A 15,928-nucleotide genomic window follows, 5' to 3' on the forward strand; every position below is an offset into this window, starting at 1 on the left:
GCAACAAAGCGGCCACGTGACCGGGAACTAAGCGGCCTTTCTTGCGGCAGCCTTTTGCGACTGGAAAGCCCACTCGAGCCAAAGCGTCAACGCTTCAAGGTCGGCTGCCTCGACAGTTGCACCCGCCCAAATTCGCAGGCCCGACGGGGCGTCGCGATAGGCGCCGATGTCGTAAGCGACGCCCTCCTTCTCCAGCACCGCTACGAGGCTCTTGGCGAAATTTGCCTGCGCTTCCGTGCCAAGAGCGGTGATGTCAGGGTCGATGATCGTTAGACATACCGAAGTGTTGGATCGCGTCGCCGGAACCCGCGCGAGATTCGCAATCCATGGCGTCCGCTCGATAAAAGCATCGAGAACGGCAAAGTTTCTGTCCGCACGGCCAACCAGTCCGTCCAGCCCGCCGATCGATTTCGCCCATGTCAGAGCGTCAAGGTAGTCCTCGACACATAGCATTGACGGAGTATTGATAGTTTCACCGCTGAAGATGCCTTCGATCAGCTTACCGCCCGAGGTTAGCCGGAAGATTTTGGGCAACGGCCATGCCGGCTTGTAAGTGAGTAACCGTTCGACGGCACGCGGGCTGAGAATGAGCATGCCATGCGCACCTTCCCCGCCAAGCACCTTCTGCCAGGAGAACGTTACGACGTCGAGCTTGTCAAAATCCAGTCTCTGCGCAAAGGCGGCAGAAGTCGCATCGCATATGGTGAGCCCTTTACGATCAGCGGGTATGAAATCGCCGTCAGGTACCCGAACCCCGGATGTCGTGCCGTTCCAGGTGAATACAACGTCCCGGTCAAAATCTACGCTGGAAAGGTCAGGCAGATCGCCATATGCCGCCTCTATGATGCGCGTATCGCCGAGCTTCAGCTGTTTGATGACATCGGTCACCCAGCCGGAGCCAAAGCTCTCCCACGCAACCATGTCGACGCCGCGCTCGCCCAGCAATGACCAAAGTGCCATTTCGACTGCTCCCGTATCGGAGGCTGGCACGATGCCGATACGATAGTCGGCTGGCACTTGTAGAATTTCACGGGTAAGATCGATTGCCTGTTTCAGCTTGTCCTTACCGACCTTGGCGCGATGGGAGCGACCAAGCGGTGCATCGGAAAGCGCGTCAAGCGACCATCCGGGACGTTTTGCACAGGGTCCTGATGAAAAATTTGGATTAGCCGGGCGTTGCGCCGGCTTTGAAAGCGTCGTCATGTTTTCTCCTATCCTTACAGATAGCTCGCCTCTCGTTGGGGAGAGGTGGCCCACTCCGGGAACTAGGAGAAATGTCGTTGGCAGTCAAGAAATATGTTCGTAGGCGACATGCAAATCGTTCGTCACCGCGGATGATACCAAACGCGCAGGAACGACAACGGCAGGAAAAAGGCCTCCTGCCGTTGAATTTTCTTTGGATAATCAATCAGAATGCGTAGCGTACACCGACTGTGAAGTCGTGCGACGTAATGTCCTTGAACTTGAATGCCTCGTTGCTCGTAGAACCGTCGAAATTATAGGCAGTGCCGGTTTTCCCGTCCCCGAGGTCCAAATAGCTATATCCGACATCGATGGTCATCTGATCCGTAGCCTTGATGCCGACGCCAGCATGCAGTGCCCAGGCAAGCTCCCACTGCGATTCACTACCTGCATATCCCCCGCCTCCAGTGATCACGTTGTTATCGATGAAGTTGGAGATCGTATTGCGCGACCCGCCGATACCGGCGCCAACATAAGGCGTTATGCCGGCATAGGTACCGAGGTCTGCATAGGCGTTGGCAAGGAAAAGCCATTCCGATTTCTTGGCGGAATAGTCGTTCGTGCCCTCGTCGCCTGTCCCGGGAATTCCGTCGGTGTCGTAAATATCCAGTGCGCTGAAATCGGTTTTGCCGCGATATTGCCCAGTTACGTCGGCACGGAACCAGTCGTTGAACTGATAACCGATACCGATCTGGCCGGTTATTCCGGCGTCAAAATCTCCATCGTCGAGAAAGTCGTGAACGGCAGGTCCTGCGAAGCCCGCGTAGTCCAACCCGTCGAATTCCTGATTGCTCATGCCGATATCGCCGCGCAGGTACCATCCGCCAAATTGCTGAACTTCTACAATCGGTGTTTCCTGAATATCTGCTGCATATGCCGGGGCAGCTCCCAGGCACAGAAGTGCTGCACTCACGGCAGTATGTTTGATGAAAGTGCTCATTTTTTCCCTCACGAAGCCCAATGATTGGAGTGCAGCGAATGCTACTAAAGTCTAAGAGCCAATATGAGCGGGAAAAGTTAAATGTCGCTTAACCGTGTTTGTTCACCATATCCATTAACGTTAATAGAGTGGAAACAACGCTGATTGCGCTGAAATGAAATGGGCCCCTCCCGGGGCCCATTCATGAAACGCAATCGAAGCTTACCTACGCGGCCGAAGAGATCACCGAAATGATATCGTTCACCACAGTCTCGACCAGTTTTCGGTCGTCGCCTTCTGCCATGACGCGGATCAATGGCTCCGTTCCGGATGGGCGTATCACCAGGCGCCCGGCAGCGCCCAGACGATCGCGCGCATCGTCGATCGCAATTTTGACCTTCTTGCTCTCGAGCGGTTTTCCCCCGGTCGTACGCACATTCTTTAGAAGTTGCGGCACTGGTTCGAATTTTCGGCAGACCTCGCTCACCGGCTTGCCAAGCTCCTGAACGACAGCAAGGATTTGCAATGCCGAAACCAATCCATCGCCCGTAGTGGAAAAATCGGATAGGACTATATGGCCGGATTGCTCGCCGCCGATATTGAACCCATGATTACGCATGTACTCGACAACGTAGCGGTCGCCTACCTGGGTGCGGGCGAGCGTTAACCCGCGATCAACGAGGAAGCGCTCGAAGCCAAGATTGGACATGATCGTCGCAACGACGCCGCCACCGGCTAGCCGGCTCGATTCCTGCCAGGATTGCGCGATGACGGCCATGAGCTGGTCGCCGTCAATAATCGCGCCATTTTCGTCAACGATAAGAACGCGATCGGCATCACCGTCGAGCGCAATGCCAATATCGGCGCGCACTTCGTGAACTTTTTTGATCAGGCCGAGCGGATGGGTTGATCCACAATCTTCATTGATATTCGTGCCATTCGGCTCGTTGTTGATTGTAACAACTTCCGCCCCAAGCTCCCAAAGCGCCGCGGGTGCGACCTTGTAGGCCGCTCCGTTGGCGCAATCGACGACGATTCGCAACCCGCTCAAAGAGATGTTCTTCGGCATGGTCCGCTTGGCGAACTCGATATAACGGTAAATGTCGCCATCCACGCGCTTTGCCCGGCCGAGCGCATCGAAGCTCGACAGACGATTCGTAAGGTCTTCGCCCATCAGGCGCTCGATCTCGAGTTCGATCTCGTCCGAGAGTTTGAAACCGTCCGGACCGAACAGCTTGATACCATTGTCGCTATAGGGGTTGTGCGATGCCGAAATCATAACGCCGATGTCTGCGCGCAGCGATCTGCACAGCATGGCAACAGCCGGTGTCGGTATCGGTCCGAGAAGGAATACGTCCATTCCTGTCGAGGTAAAGCCGGCGACGAGCGCCGTCTCGATCATGTAACCGGAAAGCCTTGTATCCTTGCCGATGACGACGCGGTTGCGATGCTGGCCCCGCTTGAACGCGAGCCCCACCGCCATACCGACCTTCATCGCGATATCGGGGGTCATGGGATAGGCATTTGCCTGCCCTCGAATACCGTCCGTGCCAAAATACTTTCGAACCATCTCTGATACCCGGGTTTGCGGCTGCCGGCGATCGGACATGTCCGAGAGCAGCGGTTTTCTATGCACGATCTCTGCTACTACAGAAAGACTCTCGATCGCGCACGTATTGAGTTCTGCGAAATCATATTGAACTCAAATCCATGAACAATTCGTACAAACGGCCGGTTCAACCGGCCGTTTGTCTAAGTTGGATACCACATCAGGACTGCGGCTGTGGTTCAAGACCCTTATCAGGCTCGTCACCCTTGCGTGGCTTCTTGGCGCCGGCCTTGGGAACTGCCGAGCCCCGAGAAGGCGGCGTGTCATCGCCAAGATCGCGCGCGGGCTTCTTGCCAGCCATTAATGCCTTGATCTCTTCGCCGGTCAGCGTCTCATATTCGAGCAACCCCTCGGCGATGGCAATCCACTCCTTCTTCTTCTTGGTCAGGATGGTGCGGGCATGCGCATAGGCATCCTCGATCAACTTGCGCACTTCCGCATCGATCAGTTGCGCTGTCTCTTCCGATACGTTTTGCGTGCGCGCAACGGAGTGCCCGAGGAAGACTTCTTCCTGGTTTTCGCCATAGGCGACCTGACCGAGCTTGTCGGAGAAGCCCCAACGGGTGACCATGGCTCGTGCAAGCTTGGTTGCCTGTTCGATATCCGATGAAGCCCCGGACGTTATGTTCTCCTTGCCGAACTTCAGCTCTTCGGCAATACGGCCACCCATCATGATCGCAAGACGCGAGATCATCCATTTATAGCTCATGGAATAGCGATCGCCTTCCGGCAATTGCATCACCATGCCAAGCGCACGCCCGCGCGGAATGATCGTCGCCTTGTGCAGCGGATCGGCCACTTCGACATTGAGAGCAACGATGGCATGGCCGGCCTCGTGATAGGCCGTGAGCTCCTTTTCGGCCTGTGTCATAGCCGTCGAGCGCCGCTCTGCGCCCATCATGATCTTGTCTTTGGCATCTTCGAATTCGAGCATGGTGACAAGGCGCTTGTTGCGACGCGCAGCCATCAGTGCAGCCTCATTGACAAGGTTCATAAGGTCGGCGCCAGAAAAACCCGGGGTACCACGAGCGAGGACCTTCAGGTCGACATTAGGTGCAAGCGGTACATTGCGGGCATGCACCTTCAGGATCTTCTCGCGTCCCGTGACATCCGGATTGGGAACGACTACCTGGCGGTCAAAACGGCCGGGACGCAACAGCGCCGGATCAAGCACGTCGGGGCGGTTGGTTGCCGCAATGAGGATTACGCCCTCGTTGGCTTCGAAACCATCCATCTCCACCAGCAACTGGTTGAGCGTCTGCTCGCGCTCATCATTGCCGCCGCCAAGTCCGGCACCGCGGTGACGGCCGACAGCGTCGATCTCATCGATAAAGATTATGCAAGGCGCATTCTTCTTCGCCTGCTCGAACATGTCACGGACACGCGACGCGCCTACACCGACGAACATTTCCACAAAGTCGGAACCAGAGATTGTGAAGAAGGGCACATTCGCTTCGCCAGCAATAGCGCGTGCGAGCAAGGTCTTACCTGTACCGGGAGGGCCGACAAGCAGAACGCCGCGCGGTATGCGTCCGCCCAGGCGTTGGAACTTCTGCGCATCGCGAAGGAACTCCACGATCTCCTCGAGGTCTTCCTTTGCCTCATCGACGCCGGCAACGTCCTGAAAGGTCACACGGCCATGCGCCTCGGTCAAAAGCTTGGCTTTAGATTTGCCGAAACCCATTGCCCCGCGTGAGCCGCCCTGCATCTGACGCATGAAGAATATCCATACGCCCAGAATTAGGATCATGGGCAGCCACGAGATCAACATGCCAACCAGCGATGTGGAGCCATCGGATTCAGGCCGCGCAGCAATCTGCACGCTCTTGCTCTCGAGACGCCCGACAAGTCCGGCATCGCCTGGTGAATAGGTTTGGAAGCTTGCACCATTATCGGAGTAGGTACCTGTGATGCGGTTGCCCGCAATCGTCACGGATTTGACGCGGCCGCTATTCACGTCGCTTATGAACTGCGAATAGGGAACATCGCTCGATGCGGAACGAGAGGTCGGGCTCTGGAAAAGATTGAACAACGCAATCAGAAGGAGGGCGATAATCGCCCACAATGCGAAGTTCCTGTAGTTAGGATTCATATCGGGTCCCATCAATCATACCCGCAAAGACGCGGAATTTACATGTAACATAGGTTCGAAGCATGTCCTTGCCAAGGCTGGCGTTCAAACTCACGTCAATTCTTGTTAACCTGGTTTACAGGACAAGGCTTGTAGTCCTGCAATCGAAATAGCTTGGCGACACTTTTTGCCAGAATTTCATCATAGCCTGAAAGGACATGATCGAACAGGGCAAGGTGTCTCGCCACGGAAATGCCTCCAGGCAGTCTTGCCTGATCCATGGGGACGGCGCTCTCATCGTCCAGAAGCACGACCGGGCTCGACACCATAGACGGCACCGGCTCCGCCGCACCTGCCGCGACTACCTTGATCGCACGGCCCGAGCAATTGGTGATGCGGTAACGCCCGTCCCAGACAGCAGTCTCGCCAGTTTCAACGACAATCTCCGGCAATGAACGGTTCTCGCGATATATGATTGCCTTGTCGATCCTAAGCTGCAGGACGCAGCGATGTAGCGTACGCCGCCCGGATGAAGCCTTTGAACCGAGATGCTGGCTGGCTTTGGCGCAATTGTCCGCCGAAGGCAGGAAAGATTGTCCGCCCATTGCTGCAAGTAACACGCCGATTGTCAGGTCCTGCACGTCCGGCTCGTGCTTGAAAAGTTCGGCGCGGCTGACTTCAACGCGGTCTTCGTGGATCGTCGCACAAGAAGACAATACCTGTGCGACCCGGCTGTTCAACTCCCGTCGGGCGCCTGCTCTTTGGGCGATTTCGCGCTCCAGTCCGTCGCGATCTGCTGACTGCAAAGCTTTGCGAACGCGAACGCGCTCATATTTCAGGTCGTCATTGGTGGGATCATCCCGCCAGGAGATATTATGCTGGCGGAGGTAATTCCGCAGTTTCTCGCGTGGAATGTCAAGCAAAGGCCGGATAAGCCAGATTTCTCGTTCGAGCAATGTCGCAGGCGCCATGACTGCCAATCCACGGCCGGTTCCCATCGCACCTGTTCGCGCTGAGCGCATGACAAATGTTTCAATCTGGTCGTCCAGCGTATGCCCGGTAAGGATAACGTCGGTGCCCGCATCTCGTGCTGCCTTGCGAAGCAGGTCGTAGCGCGCATCCCTCGCTTTGGCCGATATTCCGGTATCAGGCTTCGTGCCGCGCCAGTTCAAGGTTTGATGGGCGATTCCTGCGTCTTCGCAAAGCTTCGATACGAACCGCGCTTCCTCGGCCGATTCCCGTCGAAGTCCATGATCCACGGTCACTGCGACGATCTTTGGAACGAGGCCCTTCAACTCGCGGTACGCGAGCAGAAGGTGAAGCAGCGCGAGTGAATCGCTGCCACCGGACACCGCGACGATAACCGAACTTAAACCTTGGAAATCGATCGTTCGAAAAATGCCAACCGGATCAAGCTCCGCGTCAGCATTTGTTGGCGGCACGTTCATTCTTTACGCGCTCTTTTATCGCCGTTGAGAGACTGGGATATCTTGACGTTACCGACGCAAATGTCGCGCAGGCGACCTCGTGATCCTGCATCTTTGCGAGCGTCATCCCGAGCTTCAGGAGATTTTCCGGGCTTTTCTTGGAGTCCGGAAACTGCTTGTGGTTGTCTAGGAATACCGAAGCCGCCTCCTGGAACCGCCCTTGACCGTAGAGCGATTCGCCCAACCAATACCGTGCGTCAGGATCGGCGGGATCCTTCGGAAACCGATCCACGTGACTGCGAAATGCCGCTTCCGCGCTCTTGTAGTCACCGGAAAGGAACAACTGATAGGCTTGGCTATAAAGAGCCTTCGGGTCATCAGTATCCGGCAGCGAGGCCACGGTCGTGCTGTCGTCGAACGTTTGGCCAGGCACTACGTCGTTTCTCGAACCACCAATTACGTTGCCATTGGCATCAAACTCGATCTGACCAAGCGGGCGCGGCGGCTCACCAAGCGGCACAGTGGAAGGATCGGTTTGTGGAGCAATAGCAGCGGAATCAGTGGTATCGGGCGACGACCCTCGCGTCGATCCTGTTGCGTCGGCAGAGGCATCTCTCGATGCCTCCCCTGTTGTACGAGAGGGTGCCACCGAGGCAACGCTGCGGTCACCCTTGCCGCCCGCGTCCGAGCGCTTGCCCTTCTCCAATTCCTCGAACCGGAATTCATTATCTTCCTGTACTTTTCGCATCTGCTCCTGCATCTGCAGAATTTGGAAGTTCAGCTCTTCTATCTTGCCCGTAAGCTGCCTGATCTGCTCTTCCAATTGGCTGACGCGCGGGTCGCCTGCCTGAGCCAGCAGAACAGGCGCATCGCTCGTTCTGACGCTTTCCTTTGGCACCGGTGGGAATAGCCCGAGATCCACACTAGCGGCACGCCCTGGGCCCGCCGCCAGAAATGGCAGCATCGTCATTGCCATTACCATTGTCTTTAGTCTTTTGTTCATTCCTTACCGCCCCTGATATGGGAATAAAAACACCGCTGAAATTTGCGGAAGCTTATCTAACACGAGCAACGTGACTTCGGCCAAATTTTGTTTTGTCATACGTTGAAACAAAAAAAGCGGCCCGAAAGCCGCTTCTTGTGGATCAGGACGATCTCGGCTTAGCTGCCTGCACCGCCAAGAACGGTAATGGCACGGCGATTCTGCGACCAACAGGATTCGCTGTCGCAAACTGCGACTGGGCGCTCGTTACCGTAAGAGAGAGTTTTGATACGTGCGGCCGGAACACCCTGCGATGCAAGATAGTTGCGCGTGGCTGCGGCGCGGCGCTGGCCGAGAGCCAGGTTGTATTCGCGTGTTCCACGTTCGTCGGCGTGTCCTTCGACTGTAATCGCATAGTTTGGATAGCGCTGCAGCCATTGTGCCTGTTTTGCCAATGTCTGCTGTGCGTCGGCACGAATAACGGAGGAGTCGACGTCGAAGAAAATGCGATCGCCCACATTGACTGTGAAGTCCTGGGTCGAACCAGGCCGCGCGCTGCCGGCAAGGCCAAGGTCACCAGCATTGTTGGGCAAGTTTTTCTTCGAAGCACAACCCGCAATGGCGAGCGACAGGAACAGTGCAACGAAAACGGGACTGCGGGCGATCATTTCGAAGCGGCGCATAGCCTGGACTCCTTAAGAATTGAATTGTTTCGGTGAGTAAGCAGTAACCATATCGAGGTTAAGGCCCGGTCAAGAAACACGGTTAATCCACTCTTAACACCAGGATTAACGGCGGATTTGATAGTGCGAGCTGCACCCTTAAGGCACAAAATGAGGCGGAAAGACGACAATCGCGACGATGTTCTATGCCATTGGCGCGATTGTTCATTTTTACCTGCCTGTCCACCTCCTCATTCCAGTAGCGGCGACCAGGCTGGATCCGATGCCAGGTTCGGCGTTTGAATCTGGCGCAGATTGCGGCCAGTCAAATCCACCGTCGACAGCTTGGGACTGTTGGAACCGGGAGGCAGGCGGAAGAACATCAACACTCGGCCGTTCGGGGCCCAGGTGGGTCCTTCGTCGTGATAACCGCTGGTCAATATCCGCTCACCCGATCCATCGGTCTTCATTACGCCGATGGAGAATTCACCGCCGGACTGCTTGGTGAACGCAATCAGATCACCGCGGGGCGACCATACCGGCGTCGAGTAGGAGCCATCACCGAAGGATATGCGCTGCGGGTTTGAGCCATCGGCGCCCATCTTGTAGATTTGAGGACGGCCACCGCGATCCGATTCGAATACGACCTGGCTGCCATCTGGCGAATAGGAAGCACCCGTATCGATGGCCGATGTGCTCGTCAGGCGCGTTGTTGTCCTGCTGCGCAAGTCCATAGTGTAAACGTTCGCACTCCCATCTTCCTGCAGCAGGCTCATGACCACCTTCTGGCCGTCGGGAGAGAAGCGCGGCGCGATAGTCATGCCTGGAAAATTGCCGACAAGCTCACGCTGACCGGTTTCAAGCTGCAGAAGATATATCTGCGGCTTGCCGCCTTCGAAAGACATGTAAGTGATTTCCTGCCGGCTTGGCGAGAAGCGTGGAGTGAGAACAAGGTCCTTGCCGTTCGTCAGATAACGAACGTTAGCGCCATCCTGGTCCATGATCGCCAGGCGCTTGATGCGCTTTTCTTTCGTACCGGACTCGTCAACGAACACGACCCGCGTGTCGAAATAGCCTTTTTCGCCAGTGAGCTTTTCATAGATCGCGTCGGCGATTATGTGCGCAACGCGGCGCCAGCTTTCCGGCGACGTAAAGAACTGCTGACCGTCGAGCTGCTGTCCAGCGAATGTATCCCAAAGTCGGAACTCAGCCTTGAGGCGGCCGTCGCCCTGTTTAGTGACGCGACCCGTGACAAGCGCCTGGGCGTTGATAACCTTCCAGTCTTCAAAGCGAGGTGCTGCATCGGGGTTTGAAATCTTTTCGATGAACGCGCCCTTGTCGACAGGCGCAAACAACCCGGACCTCTCAAGATCCGCAGCGATCACATTGGAGATGTTCGTGCCCAATTGATCGCCTGAAAGGAAATCGGTGATGGCAATTGGCATGGGTTCGACAACACCCTTGGTGATATCGAGTTTCAGCTGGGCTTTCGCTGGTAGCGTCGCCACGATCAGGATCGCCATGACCATCGCGAAAGCTGCACATAAAGTCCGGATTGATTTTAACATTAGTTCTGGGCCCTCTTTTGGCTGGCCTGTTGTCGACATCAGGTAGCACCGGGATGGAACGTCAATTCAACGCTCGACCAGGTGTCATATTTATCTTGAGGCAGGTTGAACGGTGCTGATTTCATCACCGCCCGCAAGGCGCTGCTCTTTACCGCATTCAACAAGGCTGAATCGCCACCGCTGCCGCTAACCTCCGGCCGGCCATCGATCTCGCCATCCTGAGTTAACCTGAACTTCACAACGATGATCATGTCGGGAGTCTCTTCAGCTCCCACGGGCTTGTTCCAGTTTCCTTCGATAAGCCCTCGCAACGCATCCATCTCGCTCTGGCTGAGCTTCGAGCCGCCCGTTGCCCTGTCGGCCCCGAGCGAGGCCTGGTCGCTTGATCGCTTGGCTCCTCCCGACGATGCCTTTTGCTTGTTCAGAAGGTCCGCGACCTGATCGGCGATACCGTCTTTTTCTTTGGATGGCGTCGCAGCTGTCTGCGTAGGCTTCGGCTTTTCCTGCACTTCCTTGCGATCCGGCGTCTTGGCCGTCTGCGCGGGTGGCGTCGGTTTGGCTTCCGGTTTTGCAACGGTTTCGGGCAGCTTGAACGCCTCCTCGGCCGGCTTGTCTACCGGAGGCGTTGGCGTAGGTTTGGCTTCCTCTTTAGGCGCAGGATCCGATTTGACTTCATTGATCGCTTCGGCAACAGGATCCGGCTTCACCTCTTCCTTTGGAGCAGGTTCTGGCTTGATTTCGGTCGCCGGAACGGGGATCGGTTTGGGCTCGGGCTTGACCTCCGGCTTTGGTTCCGGTAGCGGGTCGGGCTTGGCAACAGGCGTATCCGACGGCCTTGGCGCTTGTGCAGCTTCCACGGGTTTCGGTTTCGTCTCCGGCGCAGGTTTCACATCTGCATCGACTTCGCTATCGCCGACGTTCTGGGCCTCTGGGATGGTCTGCGGCTTTTGTGTGGGTTTGGGCGCGGCTTTTTCGGCCTTCGCTGCCTTTTTGTCGCCCTTCTGCAATTGGCTTATATCTGACACGATATCGATCGGCATCGATTCCGAGTTGGCCAAGTCCATCGGCGTGGGCGACGAGAACGACAGCAGCCCCCAGCCGATGACCACGGCGTGGATAATAGCGGAGGATGTGACGCTGGCCCGCATGACTGATCAGTTAGCCTCCGGCAGGCTGACGAGACCGATATTCTTGAAACCTGAACCTGATATTTGTGCCATGACCTTCATGATCGTCCCGTAGTCGGCAGACTTGTCGCCCTTGACGAAGATGCGTTCATTGTAGCCGGTCTTGGCGATAGCCTGGAGTTTCGGCACGATTTCATCAATCGGGATCTCGGTCTCCTGCAGATAAACCTGCCCTTGCTGATTGATCGTCACGTAGATGGGATCAGCTTCACTGTTCAAAGTCTGCGCTGACGTTTCTGGCATATCGATCGGGACACCCACCGTCATCATAGGCGCGGTCACCATAAAGATGATCAAAAGCACGAGCATCACGTCAACCAACGGTGTCACGTTGATTTCGCTCATCACGCCCTTGCTCGAACGCCCGCGACGGCGGCGGCCATTTGAGGAGCCATTGTTACCTATCGACATGCCCATGGCATTTAATCCCGCAATTTCTGTGTCGGTGTCTCAGATGGTGCTCAAGCCCGTGGCAGCTTCTCATCGATTTGCCGCGAGAGTATGGCGGAGAATTCGTCGGCGAACCCTTCCATGCGTGCTGTCAGTTTTCCCGCATCGCTTGATAGCTTGTTATAGGCGATAACTGCCGGAATAGCGGCGACAAGGCCGATCGCCGTTGCCAGCAGCGCTTCGGCGATACCGGGTGCGACGACGGCAAGGCTGGTGGATTTGGACCCGGCAATACCCATGAAGGACGTCATGATGCCGATGACGGTACCAAATAGACCGATGAAGGGGCCTGCCGAACCTATGGTTGCGAGAAACGTCAGTCGCGCGGCTAGGTAGTCGCTTTCGCGGGCAAGCGCCACATCCATTGCCTTGTCGATGCGCATTTGCAGGGCGATCGGTGACCGAGCACCTTTTTCGAACGACTTTTTCCATTCGCGCATGGCAGCAATGAAGATCGAACCCATTCCCGTCGTGCGCTTGTCGCCAAGATTCCGGTAGAGCTCTTCGAGAGATTGTCCTGACCAGAATATCTGCTCGAAACGATCAAAAGCACGCTTGGCGCGTCCAAACCCGAGTATTTTGTCGATGATGATTGCCCAGGTCCAGATCGATGCACCGAGCAGACCCACCATCACAAGCTTGACGACAAACCCAGCCTGCCAGAACAGGCCCCACAGGGACATGTCCGATGTCTGAACGGCAACTGCTAAATTTTCCATACCTACAATCCTCGAATCCGAAAACCCGGCATGTTGACCGGGTCGCAATCGTCTCAATCCAGATGAGCCACGCTTCTAACCGGAATTCTCCAGTAACCTTAACGCGGCTTCTTTACGTTAATTTTGGTAAAACGAAGGCGTTAACGTGAAACCTGTCGTCTGCACGTCTTATTCATGATTTGTTATGGTTAAGGATCAGTTATGATTTCACAGGCAGCAGACAATTATCATCGCCTATTTCTGCAATGCCGGTTGAAACAGGCTGATCCATTCGGATGGAAACCGCCTCGGGCGACCCGCACCGTTGATCATGGCTGCCTCTACTGTCGCCGCGATCAGCAGATCCTTTCCTCGCCTGATGGACTGTGCCATCCTCACCCTTGCGCCGGATATTTCGGCCGTCCGCGTTTCGATGGTTAATACATCGTCTATCCGCGCTGCCGACTTGAAGTCGATCTCCATGCGTCGCACCACCCAGACGATGCTCTCGCCAAGGATTCCGCCGGCAAGCTCCGTATGGTGAACACCGAGAAGGCGCAGGTAGTCGGTCCGTCCGCGTTCCAGAAACTCGAGATAACGTGCGTGATAGACAAGACCCGAGAAATCCGTGTCGGCATAATACACGCGGGCATGCAGCCGATGTCCCGATTCCGTCAGTTCTCCGGCAAGTCCGGTTGCCGAGGCAGCGATTAATGATGAAGAATTGTTTTCACTCATGGTCCTTTCCTTTTGCAGGCTCGGCAGGCATTTTGTCCATAGGCCCACGACGAAGGATGCGAAAGAATTGAATCTCCCATTGTTGCGCATCGCACTTTGTATCTCGTGCATATTCGCTGGCTCAGCCGCTGCTTCAGCTACGGCATTCACCATGAAACGCGGCCTGAATCTCGAAATGTGGACCACGTGGCCAAAGCCCGAACGCTGGGACGAGGACGCTGTTCTCGATAATTTTCCCGAATGGCGGCATGGAACGGGTCCTGGCAATCTCGAACGCATCAGAACGGCCGGCTTCGATTTCGTCCGCATGCCAGTCGATCCCGCGATTTTTCTGGAGGATGCGTCCGAGAAACGGGTGACGACGCTGATTGTCCAGACTCTCAGGACAGTTGGCATGCTGCACAAGGCCGGGCTTAAGGTAATTGTCGATTTTCACTCAATTCCCAGCGACTCCCGGAAGATCGACACAAACCGCATCCTTGCCGACGACGCGCTATTCACCCGGTATGTGCAGATGGTGGGGAGGCTCGGCAGAGCATTGTCCGATACCGATCCCGGGCTCACCGCGTTTGAGCCCTTCAACGAACCCGTGATCGATTGCGATCCCACTCTGGCTCCAAGATGGCCGGCCATGCTGAAGCAACTGCATTCGGCTGCGCGCGATGCGGCCCCGAGCCATACGTTGATATTGTCGGGCGGCTGTTGGTCCAGTGCTTACGGGTTGGAAAAGGTTGATCCTTCTACCATCGCCGATGACAACGTCATCTGGACGTTTCATTCTTACGAGCCCTACGTCCTGACCCACCAAGGCGCAGACTGGACGGGCGATTCGATGAGTTATGTCGAAGCCTTGCCCTATCCGCCGGACCTGCTGGGCGAAAAGGCGTTTGAAGAGCGCCTTGCAGCTATCCGGAAAACGATCGAGGTCAAGGCTCCCAGGGAGCGCCGCGAGGAAATGCTGATAGGGTTCAATGAGATGGCAGGCGGCGTCTCCACCTATGGAGAAGTGCTCGCCGCGCTCAACGAACCGTTCGACAAGGCTGCGACTTGGGGAAAGACGCACAACATCCCGCCGGAGCGGATACTTCTTGGCGAATTCGGCATGATACGCAGGGAGTATCAGAAGAAGTTCCGCATGCCGTCAGAGTGGCGCGCGTCTTATTTGAAAGACGTGACGGAAGCCGCGCACAAACGCGGATTTCCCTGGGCCGTCTGGTCGTGGGGCGGAGCCTTCGGCATTACACTTGACGATAAGCAGCGCGTGCTGGACCCCGTTATCCTGAAAGGCCTCGGGTTGAAGTGATCAGCTGTCTTCCTGGAAAAGGTTGATTTGCTGCTGGATAATGTCTGCCGGAGCACTCAGGCCAAGATGCTTCCACGCATTCGCGGTGAGGACCCGCCCGCGCGGTGTACGCTGGATGAATCCCTGCTGTATCAGGTACGGCTCGATAATGTCTTCGATCGCGTCACGGGGTTCTGAAAGTCCCGCTGCAATTGTTTCGATACCAACAGGCCCGCCACCGAAATTGTGGGCGATCATGGCCAGATAGCGACGGTCGAGCTGGTCAAGGCCGAGCGAATCCACTTCAAGGCGCAAAAGAGCGGAATCAGCGGTCTCGCGATCGATCTTGTCCTTGCCGTCCACAATGGCAAAGTCGCGCACACGGCGCAAAAGTCGTCCGGCTATTCGCGGCGTACCGCGCGCACGACGAGCAACTTCCAGCGCTCCGTCATCTGTCACGCCAATGCCCAGGATTCGGGCCCCGCGACGTACGATGTGTTCCAGTTCCTCGACCGTGTAAAAATTGAGCCGGACAGGAATACCGAAGCGATCCCGCAGTGGCGTGGTCAGAAGCCCCAAACGAGTGGTCGCAGCAACAAGTGTGAACTTGGCAAGGTCGATCTTCACCGAACGGGCCGCGGGGCCCTCCCCGATAATCAGATCAAGTTGATAATCCTCCATCGCCGGGTAGAGAATTTCTTCGATAGCTGGATTGAGGCGGTGGATTTCATCGATGAACAGAACGTCGTTTTCTTCCAGATTGGTTAAAAGTGCCGCAAGATCGCCTGCCTTGGCAATAACGGGACCGGAGGTCGACCGGAAGTTGACCCCCAGTTCCTTTGCCATGATCTGTGCGAGGGTAGTCTTGCCAAGACCCGGCGGTCCGACGAACAGCACGTGATCAAGCGCCTCGCCACGCGACTTCGCCGCCTCGATGAAGACTTTGAGATTGGCGCGTGCGGCGGCCTGACCGACAAAATCGGCAAGCGTCTGCGGCCGCAGCGAGGTATCGAGATCCTCACCACGCTTGTCCGGAGAAATCAGGCGGCTGCTATCACTCATACCTGTGTCTTCGCATAAGGCACTTGATCAG

Annotated in this window: 14 protein-coding genes; 1 reads left to right on the forward strand and 13 read right to left on the reverse strand. The window is 56.2% G+C overall.

Going from position 1 to position 15,928, the window contains the following annotated elements; genetic code table 11:
- Window positions 1-27: 27 nt before the first annotated feature.
- From CU100_RS23855 to ybgC, 12 genes are all read right to left on the reverse strand, one after another.
- Window positions 28-1,203, reverse strand: coding sequence for a phosphoserine transaminase (locus tag CU100_RS23855; RefSeq protein WP_106719128.1), 1,176 nt, complete (start codon window positions 1,201-1,203; stop codon window positions 28-30).
- A gap of 205 nt (window positions 1,204-1,408) precedes the next feature.
- A complete protein-coding gene (locus CU100_RS23860; protein ID WP_106719129.1) occupies window positions 1,409-2,182 on the reverse strand; it encodes an outer membrane protein in 774 nt (257 codons plus the stop codon).
- 205 nt (window positions 2,183-2,387) lie between these two features.
- Window positions 2,388-3,731: a phosphoglucosamine mutase gene (glmM, locus tag CU100_RS23865; protein WP_106719235.1), complete on the reverse strand. Its 1,344-nt coding sequence runs from the start codon at window positions 3,729-3,731 to the stop codon at window positions 2,388-2,390.
- Window positions 3,732-3,930: 199 nt separating this feature from the next.
- On the reverse strand, window positions 3,931-5,862 hold the full coding sequence (gene ftsH / locus CU100_RS23870) for an ATP-dependent zinc metalloprotease FtsH (protein ID WP_106719236.1): 1,932 nt from the start codon (window positions 5,860-5,862) through the stop codon (window positions 3,931-3,933).
- Between the two features lie 95 nt (window positions 5,863-5,957).
- Window positions 5,958-7,289: a tRNA lysidine(34) synthetase TilS gene (gene tilS / locus CU100_RS23875; protein ID WP_106719130.1), complete on the reverse strand. Its 1,332-nt coding sequence runs from the start codon at window positions 7,287-7,289 to the stop codon at window positions 5,958-5,960.
- A complete protein-coding gene (gene ybgF, locus CU100_RS23880) occupies window positions 7,264-8,271 on the reverse strand; it encodes a tol-pal system protein YbgF (protein WP_106719131.1) in 1,008 nt (335 codons plus the stop codon). Before ybgF ends, tilS begins: the two co-directional genes overlap by 26 nt.
- A 158-nt stretch (window positions 8,272-8,429) precedes the next feature.
- On the reverse strand, window positions 8,430-8,933 hold the full coding sequence (gene pal, locus CU100_RS23885; RefSeq protein ID WP_106719132.1) for a peptidoglycan-associated lipoprotein Pal: 504 nt from the start codon (window positions 8,931-8,933) through the stop codon (window positions 8,430-8,432).
- 230 nt (window positions 8,934-9,163) lie between these two features.
- Window positions 9,164-10,480 (reverse strand): Tol-Pal system beta propeller repeat protein TolB, encoded by a 1,317-nt coding sequence (gene tolB / locus CU100_RS23890; protein ID WP_106719133.1) that lies wholly within the window; start codon window positions 10,478-10,480, stop codon window positions 9,164-9,166.
- Between the two features lie 38 nt (window positions 10,481-10,518).
- The gene (locus CU100_RS23895; RefSeq protein WP_106719134.1) at window positions 10,519-11,628 is read right to left on the reverse strand and encodes a hypothetical protein; all 1,110 of its coding nucleotides are present in this window, start codon (window positions 11,626-11,628) and stop codon (window positions 10,519-10,521) included.
- 6 nt (window positions 11,629-11,634) lie between these two features.
- Entirely contained in the window at window positions 11,635-12,084 is a 450-nt protein-coding gene (tolR, locus tag CU100_RS23900; protein WP_106719135.1) for a protein TolR, read from the reverse strand.
- Between the two features lie 44 nt (window positions 12,085-12,128).
- Window positions 12,129-12,836, reverse strand: a complete 708-nt coding sequence (tolQ, locus tag CU100_RS23905; protein ID WP_106719136.1) for a protein TolQ — start codon at window positions 12,834-12,836, stop codon at window positions 12,129-12,131.
- A 234-nt stretch (window positions 12,837-13,070) separates the two neighbouring features.
- Window positions 13,071-13,553, reverse strand: a complete 483-nt coding sequence (ybgC, locus tag CU100_RS23910; RefSeq protein WP_106719137.1) for a tol-pal system-associated acyl-CoA thioesterase — start codon at window positions 13,551-13,553, stop codon at window positions 13,071-13,073.
- 151 nt (window positions 13,554-13,704) lie between these two features.
- Between ybgC and CU100_RS23915 the strand changes: the two genes are divergently transcribed.
- Window positions 13,705-14,856, forward strand: a complete 1,152-nt coding sequence (locus tag CU100_RS23915) for a glycoside hydrolase family 5 protein (protein ID WP_170113956.1) — start codon at window positions 13,705-13,707, stop codon at window positions 14,854-14,856.
- Here the strand turns inward: CU100_RS23915 and ruvB are convergent, their stop codons facing one another.
- A complete protein-coding gene (gene ruvB, locus CU100_RS23920) occupies window positions 14,857-15,897 on the reverse strand; it encodes a Holliday junction branch migration DNA helicase RuvB (protein ID WP_106719139.1) in 1,041 nt (346 codons plus the stop codon).
- Window positions 15,898-15,928 lie beyond the last annotated feature (31 nt).

This window comes from Phyllobacterium endophyticum (genome assembly GCF_003010935.1).
GTDB lineage: Bacteria > Pseudomonadota > Alphaproteobacteria > Rhizobiales > Rhizobiaceae > Phyllobacterium > Phyllobacterium endophyticum.

Excerpts from the sequence above, each read along its gene's own strand:
- CU100_RS23895 (WP_106719134.1), bottom strand. The coding sequence starts at position 11,628 with ATGCGGGCCAGCGTCACATCCTCCGCTATTATCCACGCCGTGGTCATC.
- ybgC (WP_106719137.1), bottom strand. The coding sequence starts at position 13,553 with ATGAGTGAAAACAATTCTTCATCATTAATCGCTGCCTCGGCAACCGGA.
- tolB (WP_106719133.1), bottom strand. The coding sequence starts at position 10,480 with ATGTTAAAATCAATCCGGACTTTATGTGCAGCTTTCGCGATGGTCATG.
- tolQ (WP_106719136.1), bottom strand. The coding sequence starts at position 12,836 with ATGGAAAATTTAGCAGTTGCCGTTCAGACATCGGACATGTCCCTGTGG.
- ruvB (WP_106719139.1), bottom strand. The coding sequence starts at position 15,897 with ATGAGTGATAGCAGCCGCCTGATTTCTCCGGACAAGCGTGGTGAGGAT.
- CU100_RS23915 (WP_170113956.1), top strand. The coding sequence starts at position 13,705 with ATGAAACGCGGCCTGAATCTCGAAATGTGGACCACGTGGCCAAAGCCC.
- pal (WP_106719132.1), bottom strand. The coding sequence starts at position 8,933 with ATGCGCCGCTTCGAAATGATCGCCCGCAGTCCCGTTTTCGTTGCACTG.
- tilS (WP_106719130.1), bottom strand. The coding sequence starts at position 7,289 with ATGAACGTGCCGCCAACAAATGCTGACGCGGAGCTTGATCCGGTTGGC.
- ybgF (WP_106719131.1), bottom strand. The coding sequence starts at position 8,271 with ATGAACAAAAGACTAAAGACAATGGTAATGGCAATGACGATGCTGCCA.
- tolR (WP_106719135.1), bottom strand. The coding sequence starts at position 12,084 with ATGGGCATGTCGATAGGTAACAATGGCTCCTCAAATGGCCGCCGCCGT.
- ftsH (WP_106719236.1), bottom strand. The coding sequence starts at position 5,862 with ATGAATCCTAACTACAGGAACTTCGCATTGTGGGCGATTATCGCCCTC.
- CU100_RS23860 (WP_106719129.1), bottom strand. The coding sequence starts at position 2,182 with ATGAGCACTTTCATCAAACATACTGCCGTGAGTGCAGCACTTCTGTGC.
- glmM (WP_106719235.1), bottom strand. The coding sequence starts at position 3,731 with ATGGTTCGAAAGTATTTTGGCACGGACGGTATTCGAGGGCAGGCAAAT.
- CU100_RS23855 (WP_106719128.1), bottom strand. The coding sequence starts at position 1,203 with ATGACGACGCTTTCAAAGCCGGCGCAACGCCCGGCTAATCCAAATTTT.